This window comes from Leptospira adleri, from assembly GCF_002811985.1.
GTDB lineage: Bacteria > Spirochaetota > Leptospiria > Leptospirales > Leptospiraceae > Leptospira > Leptospira adleri.
In genome coordinates, this window is the sequence record NZ_NPDU01000080.1 from 1 (window position 1) to 20,213 (window position 20,213).

16 protein-coding genes, 1 tRNA gene, 2 pseudogenes and 1 riboswitch are annotated in these 20,213 nt (G+C 43.1%); of the genes and pseudogenes, 7 read left to right on the forward strand and 12 right to left on the reverse strand.

Annotation, left to right across the window (positions count from 1 at the left end):
* A partial coding sequence (locus CH376_RS20345; protein ID WP_100788332.1) for a trypsin-like peptidase domain-containing protein occupies nt 1-1,049 on the reverse strand: 1,049 nt, incomplete at its 3' end.
* 217 nt (nt 1,050-1,266) lie between these two features.
* The gene (locus CH376_RS20350; RefSeq protein WP_100786015.1) at nt 1,267-1,872 is read right to left on the reverse strand and encodes a trypsin-like peptidase domain-containing protein; all 606 of its coding nucleotides are present in this window, start codon (nt 1,870-1,872) and stop codon (nt 1,267-1,269) included.
* Nucleotides 1,873-1,979: 107 nt separating this feature from the next.
* Here CH376_RS20350 and tmk point away from each other — a divergent pair, with 107 nt between their 5' ends.
* Complete coding sequence (tmk, locus tag CH376_RS20355) at nt 1,980-2,600, forward strand: dTMP kinase (RefSeq protein WP_100785861.1); 621 nt, start codon at nt 1,980-1,982, stop codon at nt 2,598-2,600.
* A 92-nt stretch (nt 2,601-2,692) separates the two neighbouring features.
* On the opposite strand, the gene CH376_RS20360 is transcribed toward tmk, so the two are convergent.
* On the reverse strand, nt 2,693-3,079 hold the full coding sequence (locus CH376_RS20360) for an LIC10421/LIC12816 family protein (protein ID WP_165781763.1): 387 nt from the start codon (nt 3,077-3,079) through the stop codon (nt 2,693-2,695).
* Between the two features lie 128 nt (nt 3,080-3,207).
* Between CH376_RS20360 and CH376_RS20365 the strand changes: the two genes are divergently transcribed.
* Nucleotides 3,208-3,279 (forward strand) — tRNA-Arg (locus tag CH376_RS20365).
* Nucleotides 3,280-3,913: 634 nt separating this feature from the next.
* Here the strand turns inward: CH376_RS20365 and CH376_RS20370 are convergent.
* The 9 genes and pseudogenes from CH376_RS20370 to CH376_RS20415 form a co-directional block, all read right to left on the reverse strand.
* Nucleotides 3,914-4,366, reverse strand: a complete 453-nt coding sequence (locus tag CH376_RS20370) for a hypothetical protein (RefSeq protein ID WP_100785859.1) — start codon at nt 4,364-4,366, stop codon at nt 3,914-3,916.
* A 66-nt stretch (nt 4,367-4,432) separates the two neighbouring features.
* Entirely contained in the window at nt 4,433-5,089 is a 657-nt protein-coding gene (locus CH376_RS20375; RefSeq protein WP_100785858.1) for an ankyrin repeat domain-containing protein, read from the reverse strand.
* Between the two features lie 176 nt (nt 5,090-5,265).
* Nucleotides 5,266-6,429, reverse strand: coding sequence for a YncE family protein (locus CH376_RS20380; protein ID WP_100785857.1), 1,164 nt, complete (start codon nt 6,427-6,429; stop codon nt 5,266-5,268).
* A gap of 1 nt (nt 6,430) precedes the next feature.
* A complete protein-coding gene (locus CH376_RS20385; RefSeq protein WP_100788334.1) occupies nt 6,431-8,563 on the reverse strand; it encodes a TonB-dependent receptor plug domain-containing protein in 2,133 nt (710 codons plus the stop codon).
* 107 nt (nt 8,564-8,670) lie between these two features.
* Nucleotides 8,671-8,849: riboswitch (cobalamin riboswitch) on the reverse strand.
* A 147-nt stretch (nt 8,850-8,996) separates the two neighbouring features.
* A pseudogene (locus CH376_RS24910) lies at nt 8,997-9,116 on the reverse strand (CapA family protein); the annotation flags it as partial.
* Nucleotides 9,094-9,591, reverse strand: coding sequence for a hypothetical protein (locus tag CH376_RS20390; protein WP_243394736.1), 498 nt, complete (start codon nt 9,589-9,591; stop codon nt 9,094-9,096). The gene CH376_RS20390 and the pseudogene CH376_RS24910, both read right to left, overlap by 23 nt.
* Nucleotides 9,592-9,708: 117 nt before the next feature.
* On the reverse strand, nt 9,709-11,895 hold the full coding sequence (locus CH376_RS20395; protein WP_100785855.1) for a hypothetical protein: 2,187 nt from the start codon (nt 11,893-11,895) through the stop codon (nt 9,709-9,711).
* A complete protein-coding gene (locus CH376_RS20400) occupies nt 11,895-12,557 on the reverse strand; it encodes a tetratricopeptide repeat protein (RefSeq protein WP_165781762.1) in 663 nt (220 codons plus the stop codon). The genes CH376_RS20395 and CH376_RS20400 overlap by 1 nt, the downstream gene beginning before the upstream one ends.
* 677 nt (nt 12,558-13,234) lie before the next feature.
* Complete coding sequence (locus CH376_RS20415; protein ID WP_100785852.1) at nt 13,235-14,284, reverse strand: CapA family protein; 1,050 nt, start codon at nt 14,282-14,284, stop codon at nt 13,235-13,237.
* A gap of 87 nt (nt 14,285-14,371) precedes the next feature.
* Between CH376_RS20415 and CH376_RS20420 the strand changes: the two genes are divergently transcribed.
* The 5 genes and pseudogenes from CH376_RS20420 to CH376_RS20440 all read left to right on the forward strand — a co-directional run bounded on the left by CH376_RS20420 (nt 14,372) and on the right by CH376_RS20440 (nt 19,915).
* The gene (locus CH376_RS20420; RefSeq protein WP_100785851.1) at nt 14,372-15,238 is read left to right on the forward strand and encodes a class I SAM-dependent methyltransferase; all 867 of its coding nucleotides are present in this window, start codon (nt 14,372-14,374) and stop codon (nt 15,236-15,238) included.
* Nucleotides 15,239-15,713: 475 nt separating this feature from the next.
* Entirely contained in the window at nt 15,714-17,114 is a 1,401-nt protein-coding gene (locus tag CH376_RS20425) for a sensor histidine kinase (protein ID WP_243394735.1), read from the forward strand.
* Nucleotides 17,095-17,544 carry a response regulator gene (locus CH376_RS20430; protein WP_100785850.1) on the forward strand — a complete coding sequence of 150 codons (450 nt, stop codon included), beginning with the start codon at nt 17,095-17,097 and terminating at the stop codon, nt 17,542-17,544. The genes CH376_RS20425 and CH376_RS20430 overlap by 20 nt, the downstream gene beginning before the upstream one ends.
* Nucleotides 17,541-18,725 carry a hybrid sensor histidine kinase/response regulator gene (locus tag CH376_RS20435; protein WP_100785849.1) on the forward strand — a complete coding sequence of 395 codons (1,185 nt, stop codon included), beginning with the start codon at nt 17,541-17,543 and terminating at the stop codon, nt 18,723-18,725. The genes CH376_RS20430 and CH376_RS20435 overlap by 4 nt, the downstream gene beginning before the upstream one ends.
* Nucleotides 18,726-18,843: 118 nt before the next feature.
* A pseudogene (locus tag CH376_RS20440) lies at nt 18,844-19,915 on the forward strand (transposase).
* Nucleotides 19,916-20,213: the final 298 nt, after the last annotated feature.

The following is a 20,213-nucleotide window of genomic DNA, read 5'->3' on the forward strand; positions in this document are numbered from 1 at the left end:
TCTTCGGGAGAATTGATCTTCGTTCCGTTGATTTCGGTGATGATGTCCATCAACTGAATCCCGGCGCGGTCCGCTGGAGAATCGTTCATGATCTGAACTACGACCGCCCCTCCGGAAATTTTCAACTGCTTCGCGTCTTCTTCATGAAGATAATCCACTCCGACTCCGAGCCAGGCTTGCGCGGGGCGTTTTACTTTTCCGGTCGTCTTCAATTCTTCCATGATCGCTTTGGCTTCGTTGATCGGAATGGCAAAGCCGATTCCCACCGAACCTCCGCTCTGCGAAGCGATCATACGATTGATTCCGATCACACGGCCGTTGATGTCGAGAAGCGGACCGCCGGAATTTCCCTGGTTGATGGCCGCGTCCGTTTGAAGATAATGAACACCGCTGTTGTCGATTCCGGCGCGGCCCACGGCGCTAACGATTCCGGCGGTGAGAGATTGTTCGTAACCGAGAGGAGCTCCGATCGCGATGGCCCAGTCCCCGACTTTGACCGCGGAAGAATCTCCGAGTTCGATCGGAGTGATTTCGGAATCCGGTTTGATTTTTAAAAGAGCCAAGTCGATGGTCGCGTCCGAGCCCACGAGTTCCGCGTTGTAAGTTTTGCCCGTTTTCAAACGAACGGTAAGTTTATCCATGGCACGGACTACGTGCTCGTTCGTAAGAATATAACCTTGCGTATTCAGAATGATGCCCGAACCGAGACCGGTTTGTTTTTGTTTCATCACTCTTCCGCCGTTGCCTTGACCTCTTCCGAAAAATTGATCAAAGAAAGGATCGCCGAAGGGATGAACCGGAACGTTCTGGGTTCTTTCCGTCGCGATGGAAACCACGCTCGGAGAAGCGTTTTGATACACTTCTTCGAAAGCCTGTTGAATGGTAATCGCCTGACGCGCAGCCGGGGTGGGTTCTCTGTCCCCTTTCGCGCTTAAAAAGAGAGGACTGTTCTGACTGGATCCGCAGAACATCACGGGAGATAAGAATGCTCCGAGAAGAAGTGATATGCTGACGATCGCAACGTACTTCAGTTTTTCCAAGTTTTTCATTGAATTCTATCCCTCTGAAAGTGAATTTCCGATAGGTACTGAAAGGATCGGCTCGCTCCTCCGACTGTCAAGTTGGATTTGGAAGCAAGTCTCTGACGGAACCATATCGGATAGAAATTGGATTTGGACAGGAGAAGGATCCACACTGTCTTAATCGTTTAGACCCGGATCTTGAAAAAGAGTTTCCCCGAAATTAAGAGAGGCCTAAAAAAACGGATCAATGTCTTAGATGAACCGGAACGTTCCTTTTCGCCGCGATTTCCCTATTTTCTTTGAAGGTTTGTTTTGCCTTCATGTACTTCTCAATCGCCCGTTCCACAATTTGAAGAGAATAAGAATCCAAAACTTCCACCGGAATGATTTCGTGATCCGCTTCCACTTTTAAAATCGCGAGATCTAATTTTTTATCCAATCCGATAATCTGCGCTTCGTAGAGTTTACCCGACTTGAGTTTTACGTTCAATTTATTGTAAGAGCGGATAACGTGTTCGTTTGTAAGAATATAACCTAACTGATTGATGACGATTCCCGTACCGAGGACCACTTCGACTTTTTGAGTTTTGGAAGTTCCTTTGAAATGAGCGAATTGTGGATTTGCGTTTTTCTCCGAAGTGATCCGGACCGAACTCTCGGAAGAATCCGGATACACTTCTTCGTAGATATGATGGATTTTGATACGATCCTTTGAAAGAGGATTGGAATCGTTTGTATCCTCGATCCGAGAAGAATTCGTTCTCGGAGAGGAATGACGGCAGAAAAGAAAAACGTTGAGAAAGATAAAAACAAACAGAAGATATCTTAGAATGAGAAAATTATTTTTCATCTGGGAATTTTTACTGGATTCTTCCTTTTGAAACAAATCCTTGTATCTAAAAGAAGATTGTTTTTGAACAAATCCGCACCTGTCAAGATTGAATTGGAAAAGATAGAATGAAGAAAGAAAGTCCGCTCTTCGTAGTATTTGAAGGAATCGACGGAAGTGGAAAGTCCACACTCTGCAAATCCGTGACGGAACTTCTTCTCAAAAAAGAAATCCCTGCGATCTCGTTTACAGAACCGACCAACTTGGAAACCGGAAAGTTTTTGAGAAAATTCTTGAGAGGAGAAATCGATCTCGAGCCCGAAGAACAGATCAACGCGTTTCTCTCCGACAGAGAAGAATCTTTAAAACAAAATATTCTTCCCGCGTTACAATCCGGGAAGAATGTCCTTCTCGATCGCTATTTGTATTCGACCGCGGCTTATCAGAGCGGACCGGATCTTTCACCCGAGACGATCCTTCAAAAAAACTTAGAGAGAAATTTTAAAATTCCGGATGTTCTATTTTATCTGAATCTACAACCGAAAGTCGCTTTAGAAAGATTGAGTAGAAGAAAGGAAGAGAAGGAAAGATTTGAAACCCTTTCCCAATTGGAAAAAACCCATTCCGCTTACGAGAGAATTCTTCCCTCGGAAACGATTCGAATCGACGCCGAAAAAGGGCCGGATCAAATCGCTAAAGAATGTTTGGATATTTTGTTGGATAGAATTCGGATCGAAAAAAAAAGTTAGGTTTTCAGTCCGTCGGATTCTTTCGTAACCCGCAAAGGTCGAAAAAGGTTGCGAATTCTGAAACCGAATTCAGGAATATTCCATTTTTTGAATCAATGACTTTCGGTGGGAAGTTCTTTGAGCGCGGCCTCGTGACGATCGGCCTGACGTTCGAGGGATTCCGCCATTCTGTGAAGTTTTTCCTTCCGAGCTTGTGCGTGGAGAAATTTTTCTCCTCTGGAAAGTTTTGCAAGTTCTCTGAGTTCGATCGCTCTATTTCTTTTTGCGATCGCCGAGGCTTTGAGATAATTGGCGACGGCTTGTTTTTGAGCCGGAGTCACCGCGCTCTCAACGAGCGCTTTTTCGAGAAGTCTTTCCTCTTCTTCTTCGCTTACGGAAAAAGCGGGAGTAAAAATCCCAAAAAGCAAAAGGACGAATAGAAAATAAAAAATCTTTCGGAAGAATTCCCTATTCCAATCAATCAGAAACGAAACCTGCATCTCTACCTCTATCTATTGAGGAAAGAATTTCACACCTGTTCCCTTTTTCAAGGACTTTACTTGCCTGCAATCGTATTCCGGATTTGCATTTGACACGAGCGGCCTCTTCAAAAGACTCATTTGTGAGCGTACCTATAGCTCAACGGATAGAGTACAGGCCTCCGGAGCCTGGGGTCCGGGTTCGAGTCCCGGTAGGTACATATCGAGCGATCCATAGAGAGCGAGATAGCCAAAAGCCGCGGAGCGAAAGCGTTGGCTCTTTGCGAAGCAAAGAAATCAAACTGCACCATAACCGAAGCGAGAACTTAAAAGCGTCCAAGGCGATCCATAGAGAGCGAGATAGCCAAAAGCCAGCGGAGCGTTGGCGTTGGCTCTTTGCAAAGCAAAGAAATCAAACTGCACCATAACCGAAGTGAGCTTTGGTAAAGCATTTCGAGCCATCCATAGAGAGCGAGATAGCCAAAAGCCAGCGGAGCGTTGGCGTTGGCTCTTTGCAAAGCAAAGAAATCAAACTGCACTTCGTCAACGAACTGCGTAACGGCGAGTCCCGGTTCAATCCAATCCGAACTTATCGAACTTTGATATCTTTTCAGTCGCCGACGAAAATTTCAGGAGTAACGGGATAAGCGGCAGATTCAGAATCCGAACAGATCCGTTCTTTCATCTGAAATTCTTTTTCGCCGAGTTTATTTTTTTGATTCCGCACCGAGCGAACCGTAAAACAAGACGCAGAGGAACAAAAAGACGATCGTCCCCGGTCTTCTCGTTTTTCCAAAGCCGAAATCTAACGCACGGCTCATTCGCAAATTTTAATAGATGAATTTTTCGATCAACTCAGCTCTCGCACAAAGTTTTCAAGGCTTTCAGAGCGCGAGGCCACATTTCTTGGAACATGTCCTTGTATTCTTCCGCGACTTGCATCTCTACGATCAACTTTGTGTTTCCGTTAGATTCTTCTTGGAACGTATAATTCTCGAAGGAAGGCGCCCACTTTTTGACCGCTTCACTTTCCGTATCTACGGCTCCGTTTACGATCAGTCCTAAGTGCTGAATGGAAATGAATTTATAAGGAATATTCTCCTTTATCTTACTGAACATTCCTTGCAGAGCTCCGTTGTCGTCGGGTCCCACAAAACGGATTTCCTTTCCTTTTTCCCAACTACCTTCGTAGTAAGAACCCTCGTGAAATTCTTTGGTCCAAATCCGATAGGTTTTATCCTCGAGCATTTTGTTCCAAACCGTTTTTACGTCGGCGTGGATGGAAATGTTGAAACTGATCGTCTCCATATTCAATTCTCCCTAAATCGAAGCAGTGTTTATCTTTTGCTCGTCGGCGCCAACCCGAACGCCCCCTCAAATCTCCAATGCCTTAGCTTCAACTGCATTCCCTTTTTCTAATGCGATCGCGTACGGAGTCTGCTCCTCGTCGCTAAGCCTCGTCTTATCCGCGCCTTTTTTTAAAAGTATATGAATGATTTCTAAACTTCCGGGACGGCTCGCCGCGATATGAAGCGGGGTGATGCTTCCCGGATTCTGGATCGCGTTAGCGTCCGCGCCCTTTTCCAATAGAAGTTCTACGACCGGCTTTCTTCCGGTGGCGATCGCGGAATGTAAGGCGGAGTTTCCGTAAGACATCTTGCTCTTCGAAGTGAGACTCAGATCCGCGCCCGCATCGATCAAAAATCTTACGATTTCAAGATGACCAAAGTAAGAAGCTAAGTGCAACGCCGACCAACCGTCCTTTGAAAGAGAATTGATCTCCTCCGGAAATTCTCCGATCAATCTTTTTGTCTCTTCCAAATCTCCGAGCGCAGCCGCTTCGAAAAGATTTCGGTTCGGACTGAGTTCGAATATCTCTTTCGATAGATCCGATTTTCCGTAATAGATCGAGAATAAAACCGGAGTGATTCCTTCTTCCGTCAGACTTTGGAACAGAGTCGGATCCCGTTTCAGAAGACCGATCACTTTTGATTTCTGTCCGCCCGCTATCGCCTGAAAGATTTCCTGCATATTCTCACCGTCGCTTTTTGTGAGAGGATTAGATCCACTTTTTGAAAAAAATCAAGAGATTTCAAAGGAATTCCGATCACTCTCCGAAAATCAGGATTCTTTTTTAAGAATGGAAACGATCCGAATCGGTTTTTATTTTTGAAAATCCGGTTCGGAGTCTATCTCCGGAGTCGTGCTTATTTCAACTCGATGATATCGTACGGTTGTAAATCTACGGAGATCGGAGTCGGAGTCATAAGAGCGTTTCCCCTTTCCGTATCGAACATCGTAATTCCCGGTTGTTGAAACTGAGTGTTTCCAACATAGAGAATCTTATCCGAAGCGAGTAGAATACTGGAAAGACTTGCGTCGTAACTGGAAGGAATGCGCAAGAGACTGGGGCCGCTTTCCCCCGTGCTCGGATTAAAAACCTTCAGAGTTTTCGTAAAACTCGAATCTAAAATCGAAGCGTAACCGACCGTATCCGATTTGATTTGAACGTTTACGATATCTCCTCCCGCAACCGATTCGGAGAATAAAAATCTCGGAAGAAAAGAACGCGTCGCAAGTCGAAACGCGCTCACTCCGCCGTCGATCTGACTTAAAAAACCCATTCTTCCCGGCGTTGCGAATACGAGATGAGGTTCTCCGAAAAGATCCAATAGCTGCGGTTTGTTTAAGGGATTTGCGGAGGGAAACGTATAACTTCCAACGACCTTATCCGTCGGAATGTTGATCTCGAGCAAAAGTGAAGTCGTGTTCGGAGGAAAGTAGCCGGAAGGATCGTTTCGATCCAATCTCTGAAGACAAACAAAAAGAGAATCTCCTACGATCTTCATCCCGCTCATCTCGGGAATCCCATCGGGAGTTCCTCCAGCCGAGAAGGTTTCGGAGTAACTTCCTAAATCGATCGCACCGGTGATCGCCATTACGCTCGGGTCCAAAATCAGAAGACGATTGGAACCGTAGAGCGTAACGTAAGCCTTGGAAGGCCCTGCAAATTCTATGTCGGCGGGATTCACCTTAAATCCGAGCGCAAGTTCCGAAACCGTGACAAAACTTAGATTCGGATCCAAAACCTGAATGCTGTCTCGATTGAGAAGATTCAGAATGTAAACCCTTCCAAGACCGAACCTCGCGAGTGCGTCCGAATGAATCGGAGTCAACCCCGGATAACTGTAAAGAAGAGACGGGTTGACAACTTTAAATCTTCCCCCTCCGCTGAAATCGGTCGTCACGACGCCGATATTGCCGGAAAGATTTTGAGTCAAAAGAAGACTTAAAAAGGAGGGCTTTTGCAGGTCCTGACAAGAAACATTCAAAAAACAGAATACACTAAAAATCAAAAGTTTCGACTTCATCTCAAAACCTCATACTCAGAGTTGCATACCAGCTTCTTCCCGGAAGCGGATATCCGATCAGATCTGAAATTCTTTTATCGGTAAAATTTTTCACTTCGAGAGTGAGAAGGAATTCTTTGGAAGGAGCGGACTCTTTAGCGTTTCCGGAAGAATCCTTGGAAGATTCTCCCGCTTCCGAAAAAAGGACCCAGGTAAAAAAACAATTCCAGATCTGTCTCGCGGGAATATAATTTATATATTCGTTGGTTCGATCCCTAAACACGGCTCCAATATACAACAATTCCAAACCGGTTTCGAGTCTTTTCCCTTTCCAGGAAAGGGTGCCTGAAAATTCGTGTCTTGGTCTTAGAGGAAGCGTCTTACCGTTTAGATACGGAGAAGAAGAATTGTTGATCGCGCTCTGATACGTATAATTGAAAAGAAATTTAAAACCGTATCTCCAGTCCTCTCTGTGCGAGAATTCCACTCCTCGGATTCTTGCGGAATCCACGTTCTCCGGCCTTAGAGTAAATTGCGAGTTCGGAAGAAAAAGAATCATATCTTTGATATCTTTTGAAAAATAAGAGACGCTCGTTTTTGTTTTCAAAAAAGAATGATCGGTCTTCAGCACAAAACCGCCGTCCCCGTTCGCGCTTTGTTCCGGTTTGAGATTCGGATTCGCGATGATGCTACCCTGTTCCCCGAACATCTCCAGAAAAGAAGGAATCCTAAATTGTTTCGAAGCGTTTGCTTGAAATTGAACGTCCCAGGTTTCCCTCTCGAAGATCTTCCATACAAAACCGAATTTAGGATTTGTGAATGTAGTTTTCTTCTGATCGCCCGCGAACGGATCCTCCTTATGATACCACGGTTCTTCCGAAGGAAAACGATCCTTGTAGTGGTCCCATGTAACGGAAGGAATCAAGAGCACCCTCGCTTCAAAAAGACGAATCTCGTCTTCAAGACGATAGGAAGAATACGTCCTCTCTTTGAGAGGTTCCACCCTGGAAACATAATTGGAAGGAGTCAGCCTTTCACGATCGAAGGATTCTTTTTCCAAAGAGACAAAACCGCGGACGATCTGAAAGTAATCGGTGAGATAAAGAGTGGGCATCACCTGAATTCCGGTCTGTCGAATTTCCGCCCTCGAGTTCGGCGCCCCTTTTGAAAACTCGGATCCCGGATCGAAAAGATCGTCCTTGGCCGCGGTGTAAAAACTTCTCGTTTCCAAGCGGAATCGATCTACGAAAAGTCCCTTCGTATCCGTTGCGACGGAACCCGTATAACGATCGTATTTTCTATGTACCTGATCAGTCTGATTGGAACCCGGCCCCGGAAGACCGTGAATTCTATGATTGAAATCGTTTAAAAATTTAAGTTCGGTCTTTCCGACCTGATATTTAAGAGTTCCGAAAAGCGCGGCTCTTTCAAAACCGGCGTTTTTTCTCCGATCGACCGTGTCGTCTAACGTGTTTAAAACTACCGTCCCGTGATCGTTCTTAAAGGAGAAGTTTTGGTCTGACTTCTCGCCGAGCGCCATAAAACTGGCGCCGATTCCGTTGTAAGTTCCGGTATGGGAAACGCTCGCCTTACCCGTATTAAACGAACCTCCGCCGAGATTGATCCTAGTTTTCGGTTTTCCGGAATCTTTTCTCGTGACGAGATTTACCGATCCTCCGATGGCGGAACCGGAAAAACCGATCGGATTGCCGGATCGATAGACTTCAACGCTTTCCAAGCTGTCAAAGGGAAGATCCGCGAGATTGACTTCCCCTCCTTGAGAATTGTTGAGAGGGATCCCGTCCAAATAAATCCGGGATTGATTCGGATTGGTTCCTCGAATCGAAAGAGTGGAATAAGAACCGAGGCCTCCGAAAGAGCGGACCCGAAGACCCGCCTCCCTTTCCAAAACCTCCGGCAAAGACGTATAACGCGCCGAAGTTTCGTCCAGTTTGATCGAACTCTGAAAACCGCTCGGGTTGGATCGAAAATTCTGCGGGTTCGGGTCGGTAACTTTTCCAAGAACCTGAACCGTTTCGGTTTTTTGGGGTTTCGAAGAATTCGAATTTTCCTGAGCGTAAAGACCGACCGCCGAAATAAAGAACAATAATATTTTAGAATATTCTAAATATCGAATATAATTTTTTGATCCCATTTTTTACACGGAACGGCGCAATGGGAAAGAAAAATCGGGGAACCCGGAGGACATCGAAAATACGAAAACCCATTTTTCAAACCCGACCTTAGTTCCCGAAAGTCCTATCAGTTTATGGCGGCTCGTTAGGTCTTCTGGCTTTCACCGATTTTGCCGCCTTCCCATGATCACACAGTGGCGTCTTAGCAAAACCTTTTGGAGGTGATTACAGCTGCGGGTTCAGCTCCGGAATTGAACCGGATTCCCTTCCTCGAATTCGAGGATGAACAAGCTACGAGTCCAGAATTTAGGGTCCTAACCTCGGGGGCAAGAGAAAAGATTTTATACCTTCCGGCTAGAATTGCCGCGGAAGGTATAAATTTGAGAAGAAAAATACCGGCTAATCGACAAATTGCTGGAAGATTTCAAAAATTCCGAATCGGCCTTTCTTTCCTCAAGTTCCGGGAAGAATCGTACCGTCTTCGGAGATTTTCGGTCCCCTGGAAGGAAAGTCCTCTCTCGTCAGCTTGCGTAGGAGATCGATCGTTTTCTTAGGGCGGTAACCCGCAATGTTTTACCATAGCGGCGGTTAACTTGTATTCCATCCCCCCTTTTTTATAATAATAAAGCCCCGTATTCGACATGTATTCTTCGACGATGTCCTTGTCCAAATCTTTCAAGACTATGGTAGACAACGAACGTCCTTGAAACGTTTTCGATCCGGTAGAAGTAACCACGCTGTTTCCGACTTGATCCCCTTCCCGCAAAGAGTCTTTTAGAAACGGATAGAGTTTATCAATCGACTCGTCCATCAGATAAAGAAAACCTCTAAAGTCTTTTAGAACTTCTTTGATTACCGTTCTCTTCTGATAGTTGTCGATGATTCTTACGAAGTATGTGGCAACGTCCGGCAATTCGGAAAAAAAATCTTTTGGAAATTTTCTACGTTTGCTTTCTTCAGGTTGATCCTTTAAAACTTCCATCTGCAAAATACCGACTTTTTTATCTTCCAAATAGATATCGTATCTCCACATATTTTCGGTTGCCAATGGAAAAAGACACTCGACTTCCAACGCAGAAGACTCCTTCCGCACCGGTAAAGTCTGGGAATGCACCGAAAAAATGAATAAAAAGAAAATGAGAAAAAACGAAAGTATTTTCATGGGTTACTCCAAAATTATTCTTCTTTCTTTTTGATTTACGAATTTTTCCGAACCTGGAAAGTTTATCTTTCTTCCGGATAAACTTTCAAATTCTTTCAGATCGAATTCAGGAAGGGCAGGCTTTGAAGTTAATGTCAGCTGGTCGCTCTCCAAACCCATCTCCTTCGCCAATTCCGCCATTTCCTTTTTTAGCTTATGAGGATCTGTTTCTGTTCCCGTGATTAGGTGAGCCTGATTATTACTATTTACAAGTTCTTGAATATTCTTGATTTCGAGCTCGATTTTATAAACCGTTCTTCTTGTTTTGGAGTGGTTTTTAACTTCAAATAAGAAATCCCTCTGAGCGAACGGAGTCAGTTTTTCGCCGTTCTTTCTTTCAATCAGAGTGTAGTTTTTTTCATCCAATTTGAATAAGGAAATCGTATAAGGATGAGATTCATAACCCATGTTACGGACCTTGCCGGAGATTTTATTTCCTTGGATCGAAAGATCGGAGCTGTAAACCGCGAGATCCGAACCTCTGTATTGGACTCCCGTCATTTTGAGTGAATTATCCTCTTTCGGATTCTCTTCAAAGAATTTTTCGATCGCCTTTAATTTTTCGTCCCTAAACACTTTCAACTTTTCCAAAAGGTTTCTTCCGGCTTCCTTTTTAATCTCATTCGCTTCTTCCGAAATTTTCTTTTCCTCCTCACGAATTTTTTCGGAGATCGCGCTCACGTTCAGATCCAATTTCTTTTTGGTATTCACCGGAATTTGAATGGAAGAATAAAAGATCAACAGCGTATTTTCCGCATTTACTTGATAGGAAGCTTGGGGTAAATGTTTAGTTACCAGCGTGATCTGATTTTCAGAATATCCGTAAAATTGATTGTCGTTTAACAAATTTAACGGAATCGGTCTCAATCTTGATCCGGTCGGAATTATATCCTTTTCCGTGGCGATCGATTTCCCGTTAACCTGCACTTCCAGGTCGTGGGGTTTCACGTTGGCTCCGTCGTTAAACGGGAGAAAAGAACTGATCAGATAGATATCAACTATATTCGTTTCATACCATCGATTGTCCTTTTTGAAATAAGCCCGATTTAAAGATCGGTTTTCGCTGTCTCTTTCTCTAAAATAATCGATTTCACCGTCCTCATCGTAATCGTCTCCGGCCATCAAAGTGGATCCTTTCTCGATCAAAATCCAATGATCCGGTTTTCGATTTCCGTTCGTATCGAAAGCTTCACCTTTGGAAATCAGCCAGGAAAACTTGGAAGTAAATCCGATATCCGTTGTTTCCTTTTTTTCGAAGTAGGGAATCGAATAATTCATACTGATAACCGGCCGATTGGTACAATACCAATCCTTAATTCGGAGACGAACGATCGGATCCAAACTGACCGTCTCGATCGAACCCGGTGCGTGAGATTGAAAAACAAATGGAATCGTTTTTTGTTCTCCCGCAGAGGAAAAAAGAAAATCGTCTTTAATCTCCTTATCGATCGCAACCGTTGTATACAAGGAAACGTCTATCGAACTCCCTTTCGGAAAAAAGTAATGATTCACCGAAGGTTCCATTCTTAACGTTTTAGAATTTTTTAGAGAAATCGAGAAGTTGGCCAAATCCTCCCCGTTGTTTCGAATACGATAAGAATGAGCAAGAGGACTTTTTTCCAATTGTTTAACCGCAATATCTAAAATTGGTTTTGAAACCTCTACAACACCTTGAATCGTATCGAGAACGTTGCCGCGTTCGTCAAAAATAGAATTTTCTATATTATAAAAACCTGGAATACAATCTTGGGCAAAAAAACGAATTGGCAATGATAGTTTCTTTTTTGCGGGAAGAGTAATGAAAGTATCACCTCCTTCGCCCGTGATTCCAACGAGCAGACTCCGATCGGCTTTGGAGCCAATTTTGATTTGGACGGATTCTTCTCCGCGATTCTCTATAAAAATTCTTTCCGCAACATTGTATGTGGGAGTTATTTTGAATTTAAGACCATAAGCGTCCTTTGCGGAAAAGAAAATGGACTTTTTATTTTTGATCGAAGGACTTGAACTCGGAGAATTCGGTTGTGATGACGGATCCGTATAATCCAGGATTCCGTTTTCTAAATATTTATAACCTCCTTCTGAACCCAGACCGGAAAAAGCCGCGACCGTCAGAACCAGAAGTGAAATTGAAAACAGATTTCGGTTCATTATTTGTATCCTTGAATCCTTGTTCGGATTAGATTTCTCAGTTGATGGATTCGGGGATTGACTGTTTCAGAGCTTAGAATTTCGGCTTGATTCAGATCCAAGTCCGCACCCGATAGATTATTTAATTGAAAATGGGCGTACGCCCTATAAATAAAAAGATCCGCGTAATTTGGATTCATTTTGATTCCCCGGTCATAGAACGACAACGCATCCGTATATTTTTTTTGCTGATACAACGTATAACCTAAATAGAGATAGGCATAAAAAAGATGAGCTTCATTCTGCACCGCTTCTCGGAGGAAGTTTTCCGCTTTAGAATATTCTTTTTTTTTAATTAATAATATCGAATAATTTATTTTAGGCGAGAATTCGTTCGAATTCCGGGGTAAAAGATCGATCGCCTTTTTGTAATGGATTTCCGCAGACTGATAATCCTTATCATAAACATAAGCCAAAGCAAGATTGGAGTGATATTTACTGGAATCGTCGCAGAGAATCGCTTTTTTAAAGGCGGTGATGGCCGGTTTGAAGTAATTCATTCCCATATACGCGACGCCCAATCGATTGCAAGGATCCCCGACGTTTTCAGCTCCCCCCATCTGGGAAATCAAACCTTTGGATTCGGAGTTTCCGCATTTTTCGGAGCAAAGATTCTTATTCATCGAAACAACGTCTTCAAATCGATTCGAATCTAATAGCCGAACCGGCGGTTCATTCGAAGTCTGAGCGTTGAGAAAACGCGGATTAATGATACAAATGATCACAATGAGGAAAACGTTTCTTAGATCCGGTTTTTTAGTTTTTGATTCCTGAATTTTCATACAAGTATAGAATTGATTCCCTTAAGATGATCTTTTGTTAAACGAATCCGTAATTTAGAAATTTTAAAGTCTTTAGCATCCAACCGTATCAATTTGAATAAAACAAAAGTCGTCGAAAAATAGTTTCCCGAGGATCTAATTTTGAAATCTCGGGGATCTTTTCCCTTTTCGGATTTATTTTCTTTTCCTTTATAAGGATTGAATTTATTTTTTTTGAAATCAAAAATTTGTTTAGGAAAGAATTGAATCAAAAAGGAGAGTGTGAAACTAAAGATTACCAGTTTATAAAAGCGTTCCGCTTTTTAAATCAGACAGCAACTTTCGTTTTTGAGAATGGGTTTTATACCAATAAAGGGTTTTGTGAGGCAAAAAACCTGCGAAATAAAATCACTGTCTTTTTCGCAGGATAAAAGTTTGAAGTAATATATTCTAAAAGTTTAAACTTATAAGGTTTTTTTTAAACCGACTTCGAATTCAGTTATTTGTTGTGAATCGGAAGCTATTTCCGAGAGTAAACGTCAACCGCTCCCGGGAAGGATCGTACCGTCTTCGGAGATTTTCGGGCCCTTGGAAGGAAAGTCCTCTCTCGTCAGCTTGCGTAAGAGATCGATCGTTTTCTTTTCAGGATCGTATTCCGGAATGGAAGCGCTATCGAGTTGCAGAGGAATGATTTTTCCTTTTACAAACTTTCCTTGCGAGTCCACTTCCGCTTCCAAAACGAGGGAATAACCAACGATTCCCCGGGAGGAAAGAGCTCTATAACCCATAAAGTTTCCGAGAGAATACGCGATCAATCTTCCTTTATACAACTCCATCGCACGCACAAGATGAGGACCGTGACCGATCACAAGATCCGCACCCGCATCGATCAAAGAATGACTGAACTCGACGAGATTCCCTCTATATTCTCCGTAAAAACGTTCCATCTGATTTTTTACGTGAAGAGCGGGTCCGCCCTCCGCTCCGCCGTGAAAGGAAATAAAAACAAGCTGCGCCTTTTTTTTCGCTTCTTTTACAAGAGCCACACCCTCCTCGATCTCGTTCACATTGTTATGCGACTTCAAATGCGAGAAACCGATCCAAGCGACTGATACGTTCTTTACGTTCATATAAGTGATCATTCCTTTTTTGCCGGTATAACGGATACCGACCTCGGAAAGATTTTTTTGAGTATCGTCAAACCCCTGCTGATGAAAGTCCAAAGAATGATTATTAGCAATGCTTAAAATATCAAATCCGACGTCCTTTAAAACCTTAGCGTAAGAAGGAGGAGTTCGGAACGCGAAGATCATCTTTCTCGAAGTGTCCTTCGACGTGGTCGGATAAGTGGTCAGAGTGCTTTCAAAGTTACCGAAAAGAATGTCCGCACCTTTGAGGTGATTCTCCACTTTTCCGAAAAGAAAAGCCCTCGGATCCTGAATGTTCAGAGGTTCGGGATAATTGGTCCCGGGCACCATGTCCCCTACCGCTTTGATTTTGATGGTCGTGTTCGTTTGCGGATCGGCGATAAGTGCTGATGAAATCAAAAACAAAAAGGAAAGAATGGAACGAAGCGCGGCGTGTTTCATGTCTTTTCATCAGTTTCAGGGAGAAGATTTGAGTAAAGCAGAATTTCTATCAAAGGAATTCCTTAGCGACCCGATAGGATAAGTAGAATGGAACGTATCCCCTGCAACACCTGCGGCTCCTCGGAATTCAAACCTCTCTTCAGCAAGTCCAATCATAAAAACGAAGTCTTCCGGATCGTTCAGTGCAAACGTTGCGCTCTCGTCCAAGTAAGTCCGCAACCGTCTCCGGAGGAAGTGGCTTCTTATTACTCGGAAGAATACTTTTTAAAAAGAAGCGATCGAGGTTATGATAATTATTTTTCGGACGGAGTAAGAAGCGAGATCTCGCGTGTATTCGGACTCAATCTGAAAGACTTGGACTTCGCTTCCTGGGAGAAAACATTGTCTTCCGAAAAACGATGTTTAGACGTCGGTTGTGCGGCGGGATATTTCGTGGACTATATGCAACAAAGAGGATGGGATTCCTACGGAATGGATATCGCGGAAGCCCCGGTAAAATTCGCGAGAGAAAAACTCGGACTCAAGGTCGAACAAAAGGATTTTCTACAATGGAAAGAAAATCCGGCCGAAAAATTCGATCTAATAACGTTATGGGCTTCCATCGAACACCTTCACAAGCCGAAAGAAACATTAGAAAAAATTCATACACTTCTCAAACCCGGTGGAAGAATCCTCCTTTCAACCTGTAAATGGGGAGTCCTCGCAAAATTACAAGGGCCTTCCTGGAGATATCTCAACGTTCCGGAGCATCTCTATTATTATTCCCTCTCGGGAATCACAGAACTCTGCGAGTCGTTGGGTTTCGAAAAGAAAAAACACATCACGTACGGAAGCGGACTGACCGCTAGGAAAAACGCAGGATTCTTATATAAGATTTTGAAGCATCTCGCGGACCCTACCGTAAAATTTTTGGATCAAGGGGATATGATGGCCCTATCGTTCGAAAAAAAATAATCAACGCCGATCGGAGCTCGGACGATCTTTGATTCGTAAGAATTCCGGAAATTCGAGACATAAAAATACAAATCGCCAAAACGACATACAATTCCGGCAAACTCCGTTAGAATCCGTCAAAAATCCGGACTCTTCTCCTCCATTCCGGGATTTCATAAGAATATAATATTCTCTTTTCTGAAATAACGCTACGTCGCATTAACAGCCGCGCCCAAAGGCTACCTCTTAAAATTCAAGACGGGCAAGCCGATTCGGAGAAAAATCGAAAATAAATTCTTGTCTAACCTCATTCGAGTATACTACAATCTTTAAGAGAATCCGAATATTTTTAAGTTTTTCTTGCTATTTTAAAGACATCCAAGTAAAAAAGTTATCTCGATTTTTTATCATCGGACCTGAGTTTCTGTTCCAATACTTCTCTTGAAAAACGTCCGGTCTTTCGTGTGTAAATTCTTTGCATAAGGTTTAGGGATTCTTGAAGAGTACGATTGAAAAAAGCGTCATTCTCGGAATAGTCGTTATCATTCTTCTCAACTCCGTAGTGGCCGGTTCCGCATTCTACGCGATGAATCAGTCCTCCGACTTGCGGAGATGGGAGTCGCATACGCAGGAAGTCCTCGGTAACTTGGAAGAAGCCCTATCCTCTTTCAGCGAAATGCATTCCTCTCTCAGAAGTTATATTCTTTATAAAAATTCTTCTTTATTGACTGGATATCACGAGAACAAATCGGTCTTTCTGTCTAAAATAAATAATCTTAGAATTCTTACGCGCGATAATTTGGAACAGCAGAAGAGATTGGATGATGTCGTTCCTTTAACGAATGAAAAGATCGAATTTATGGAGGCGACGGTTTTAGATCAAAAAATAAAACCTATCGGAAGTTATGCGGTCTCTTTTTATTCCTCCAAAGGAAATATTTTGAGCGAACGGATCCGCAAGATTCTTAAAGATATGAAAAAAGAGGAACTCCTTCTCTATCAAACCCGAAGAGAAGGATCCGAAGCCAATCTCAAATTCGCGATCCGCCTTATATTTCTCGCGATTCTACTAAACCTTGCTTTTATTTCATTTCAATATATTCTAATATATCGTGAAAATAGAAGAAGACAATCCGCGGAAGAGCTGCTCGAAACCACGAACGCGAATCTAAAAAATTATTCCATTCGGCTCGAACGATCCAACAAGGATTTGGAATCCTTTTCCTATTCCGTTTCACACGACTTACGGGCTCCGATCCGGGGTATCGCGGGGTTCTCTAAAATCATGATGGAAGATTACGGGAGCGTTCTTCCGGATGAAGGGAAAAGAATCCTCGAAATCATCATGCAAAACGCAGCCAATATGGGCCAGCTCATCGACGATCTTTTGGAATATTCCCGTTTAGGAAGAAAGGAAATTCTTTTTACTTCGATCAACATGAAGCAGCTGGCCCAAAAGATTCTCGAAGAAGTCGCAAATTATTATCCGAACTTGAAGGTTCAGACTTCGATAGGAGACCTCCCTTCCGCAAAGGCGGACTCCGGTCTTTTAAAACAACTCCTCTTCAATTTGATTTCTAACTCGTTCAAATACTCGAGAGAAAAAGAAAATCCCAAGGTCGAGGTCGGCTCGTTCGAAAACGAAGAAGAGACCGTTTTTTTTGTTAAAGACAACGGCGCCGGCTTCGACATGAAGTATCAGCACAAGTTGTTCAACATGTTTCAAAGACTTCATCATTCCGACGAATTCGAAGGAACCGGAGTCGGTCTCGCGATAGTCAAAAGGGTGGTGGAAAAACATAACGGAAAAGTCTGGGGGGAAAGCAAATTGAACGAAGGCGCTTGCTTTTATTTCACATTGGGAGCTCGAGAGAACGATGAGCAACTTACAAGATGATTTAATCTCGATTCTTTACGCGGAAGACAACGCCCAAGATTCGGAACTCGCTTTACGAAGTTTAAAAAAGCATAATCTTACAAATCAACTGAAGTTAGTAAGAGACGGAGAAGAGGCGCTGGAATATCTTTTTGCAACCGGGAGGTATTGCGAACGGGATAAGACTCAACTTCCTTCCTTGATTCTTCTGGACTTAAAAATGCCAAAGGTGGACGGAATCGAAGTTTTGAGAAAAGTAAGAAACGAAGAACTCACAAAGCTCATCCCTGTGGTAATCCTGACTTCTTCCGCCGAAGAAAAGGATATCGTTGAAAGTTATCGTTTGGGTGTGAACAGTTACGTCGTAAAACCCTTGGAGTTTTCGAAATTCAGCGACGTGGCCGCAGAAATCGGATTCTACTGGATTCTTATGAATAAACGCGCGCTATGATTCAGAGAAAGATTTATATCGTTTGTATAGAGGATAATCCGAACGACCTCGGGTTGATGATCCGGCAGATCAGCGGAAGTGGATTAGACTTTTCTTATAAACAAATCCAGACAAAGGAAGAATTAATCCAAGAAGTCCAGTCGAGCGAGCCGGATTTGGTTCTTTCGGATTTCTCTCTTCCTTCTTTCGACGGAATGGAGGCGCTCGAGATCGTCAGAAAATTTCATCCGAACGTTCCTTTTCTTTTCGTCTCAGGATGGTTAGGCGAAGACGCGGCGATCGAGGCTCTCAAACAAGGCGCTACCGATTATATTTCGAAAAACAAAATTACAAAACTCAACTACTCCATCGAAAGAGCTCTGAAAGAATCGGAAGAACGGTCGCTTTTGGAAGAAGCCGAAAAACAAAATGAAACCCTAAAGTCCCAACTGATTCAAGCTCAGAAACTGGAAGCGATCAGCCTCCTTGCAACGGGAGTTGCTCATGAGATCAACAATCCTCTTACGATCATAATCAATTACGCGCAGCTCATCTTGGGACAAAGCCAAGACGACTCCATTCTTAAATATGCGAGCAACATATTGGACGAAGGGGAAAGAATTTCGAACATCACCAAGGATCTCTTGAGACTTGCCAGACAAGAGAAGCACGTTTTTTCTAAGGTTGATTTTCAGGAAGTGATCCAAAGAACGGTTTCTCTCTGCGAACAACTTTTTAAGAAAGATACGATCCATATAGAAACCCAAATCCAGGATTCCCTTCCGGAAGTATTTTGTGTGCCTCAGCAAATTCAACAAGTGGTCCTCAATATCCTCAACAATGCAAGAGACGCGCTCAACCAAAGATATCCGAAATACGATCCGAATAAGATCATCGTCATCAAGGCTAAAAAATTCGAAAAGGACTCCAACCTTTGGATTCAGATGAGTATAGAAGATCGCGGAATCGGAATTCCCAAAGACGAAGCGAAAAAAATCTTCAGTCCTTTTTTCACGACCAAAAAAGTCGACAAGGGAACCGGGCTCGGCCTTTCCGTGAGCACTGGAATTATCAAAGATCATGGAGGTGAAATCTATTACGAAAGTAAGGAAAACGAGTTCACTCGTTTCTATATCAATCTCCCGATCCTTCCCGAAATCTATCAGGGAGCAGGCTCCTCTCCTCAACAGAATTTTGCTTAAGAAGTGGGTCCCTAGTTTGTGTAGTGATAGTATTCGCCTGACAGTCGGGTAAAAATCAGTGGTCCCGATTTCTTCTGAAAGTAAAATCGTTCCGATAGAGATTTCAAAGGAAAACAAATTGATTCTCGAAATTGCTCTCCTCACCAATCTCATTCTTCTCATTCGAATCTTTTCGAACATTCCCGATCAAACACAAACTTCTTCCCAGATCTTGTTTCTCAAAGCACAGCTTATAGCCTACAAACGGAAAAACAATAAGTTTCAAACGAAACCCTTCGAACGTTTGAAGCTCGTTTTGCTTTCGTATTTCCATCGGGATTGGAAAGAAAATCTGATTCTCGTATCTCCTGAAACTCTCTTGAAATGGAAAAAAAAGAAATTCAAAATCTTTTGGGCCTTGCTCTCACGAAGAAAGAAACCCGGAAGACCCAACATTCCTTGGGATATCATCAAGCTCATTCGAAGGATCGCCAAAGAAAACAAAATCTGGGGAGCCACAAAGCTGCACGGACTGCTTGCAAAACTCGGATTTGATTTTTCGGAAAGAGTCGTGTCAAAATACATCCCAAAAAGACCTCCCGATCCCAAAAAACGTCTCTCTTGGAAACAATTCTATTCTCTCCACGCGGAGACCATGATCGTTACAGACACGTTTAATGTTTACTCTTCTAACTTTAAAGAAATCTTTCGAGTCGTTTTCTTTTTGCACCTCGGTTCGAGACAAATTCTCCATTTCGATATTCACACAAATCCAACCACACAATGGATGAAAAAAGTTTTGAAACTTGTCGTTCGCAAACAAATGCTATCGGGAAAGAAAAGTTGTTATCTTCTTTCCGACAACGATCCGCTTTTCGGAAAACGTTTTTCCAAGTATTTAGAAAGAATCGGAATCAAACACAAAAAGACAACACGTTACTCTCCTTGGCAAAACTGCTACGCCGAACGTTGGATCAAGACTTGCAGAAATGAATTCCTAGATTATTTCATTCCGATCAATCAGTATCACTTAGAAAAAAAAATTAACCGAGTTCATTCATTTTTACAATCACCACAGAACTCATTTAGCTTTGAACAAGGACAGTCCAGTTCCTTCTCCGGTTCTCAAGCCGGCTCCCGGAGCAAAGTTGATTGCAACCCCGGTTCTCGGAGGTTTGTATCATACCTATTCCTACGAAAACACAGCGTAGCGTTCAGTTGTTCGGGCTTTAGCCTCTCTTTTACCGAAACTTGTTTGCAAAACGAGTTCGGATCGCCACGTCCTCAACTTGACTTTCGAACCCAAATTTCGTTTCAAAAATCGGTAATTTAGACTTTCTGCATCTAATTTGCAATCGAAATCAGAGCTAAACTGCTGTCGGGCCTCCGTTATATTCGTCAAAACATCTGCGATTTTAATTTATGCGAGGCTCAGCGTAGTCTTTGCGGAATCGCTGCATTTCCGTCGCTATTGTAAGAGGCCGTCGCATTCGCTTGTCCGTGTTTGCT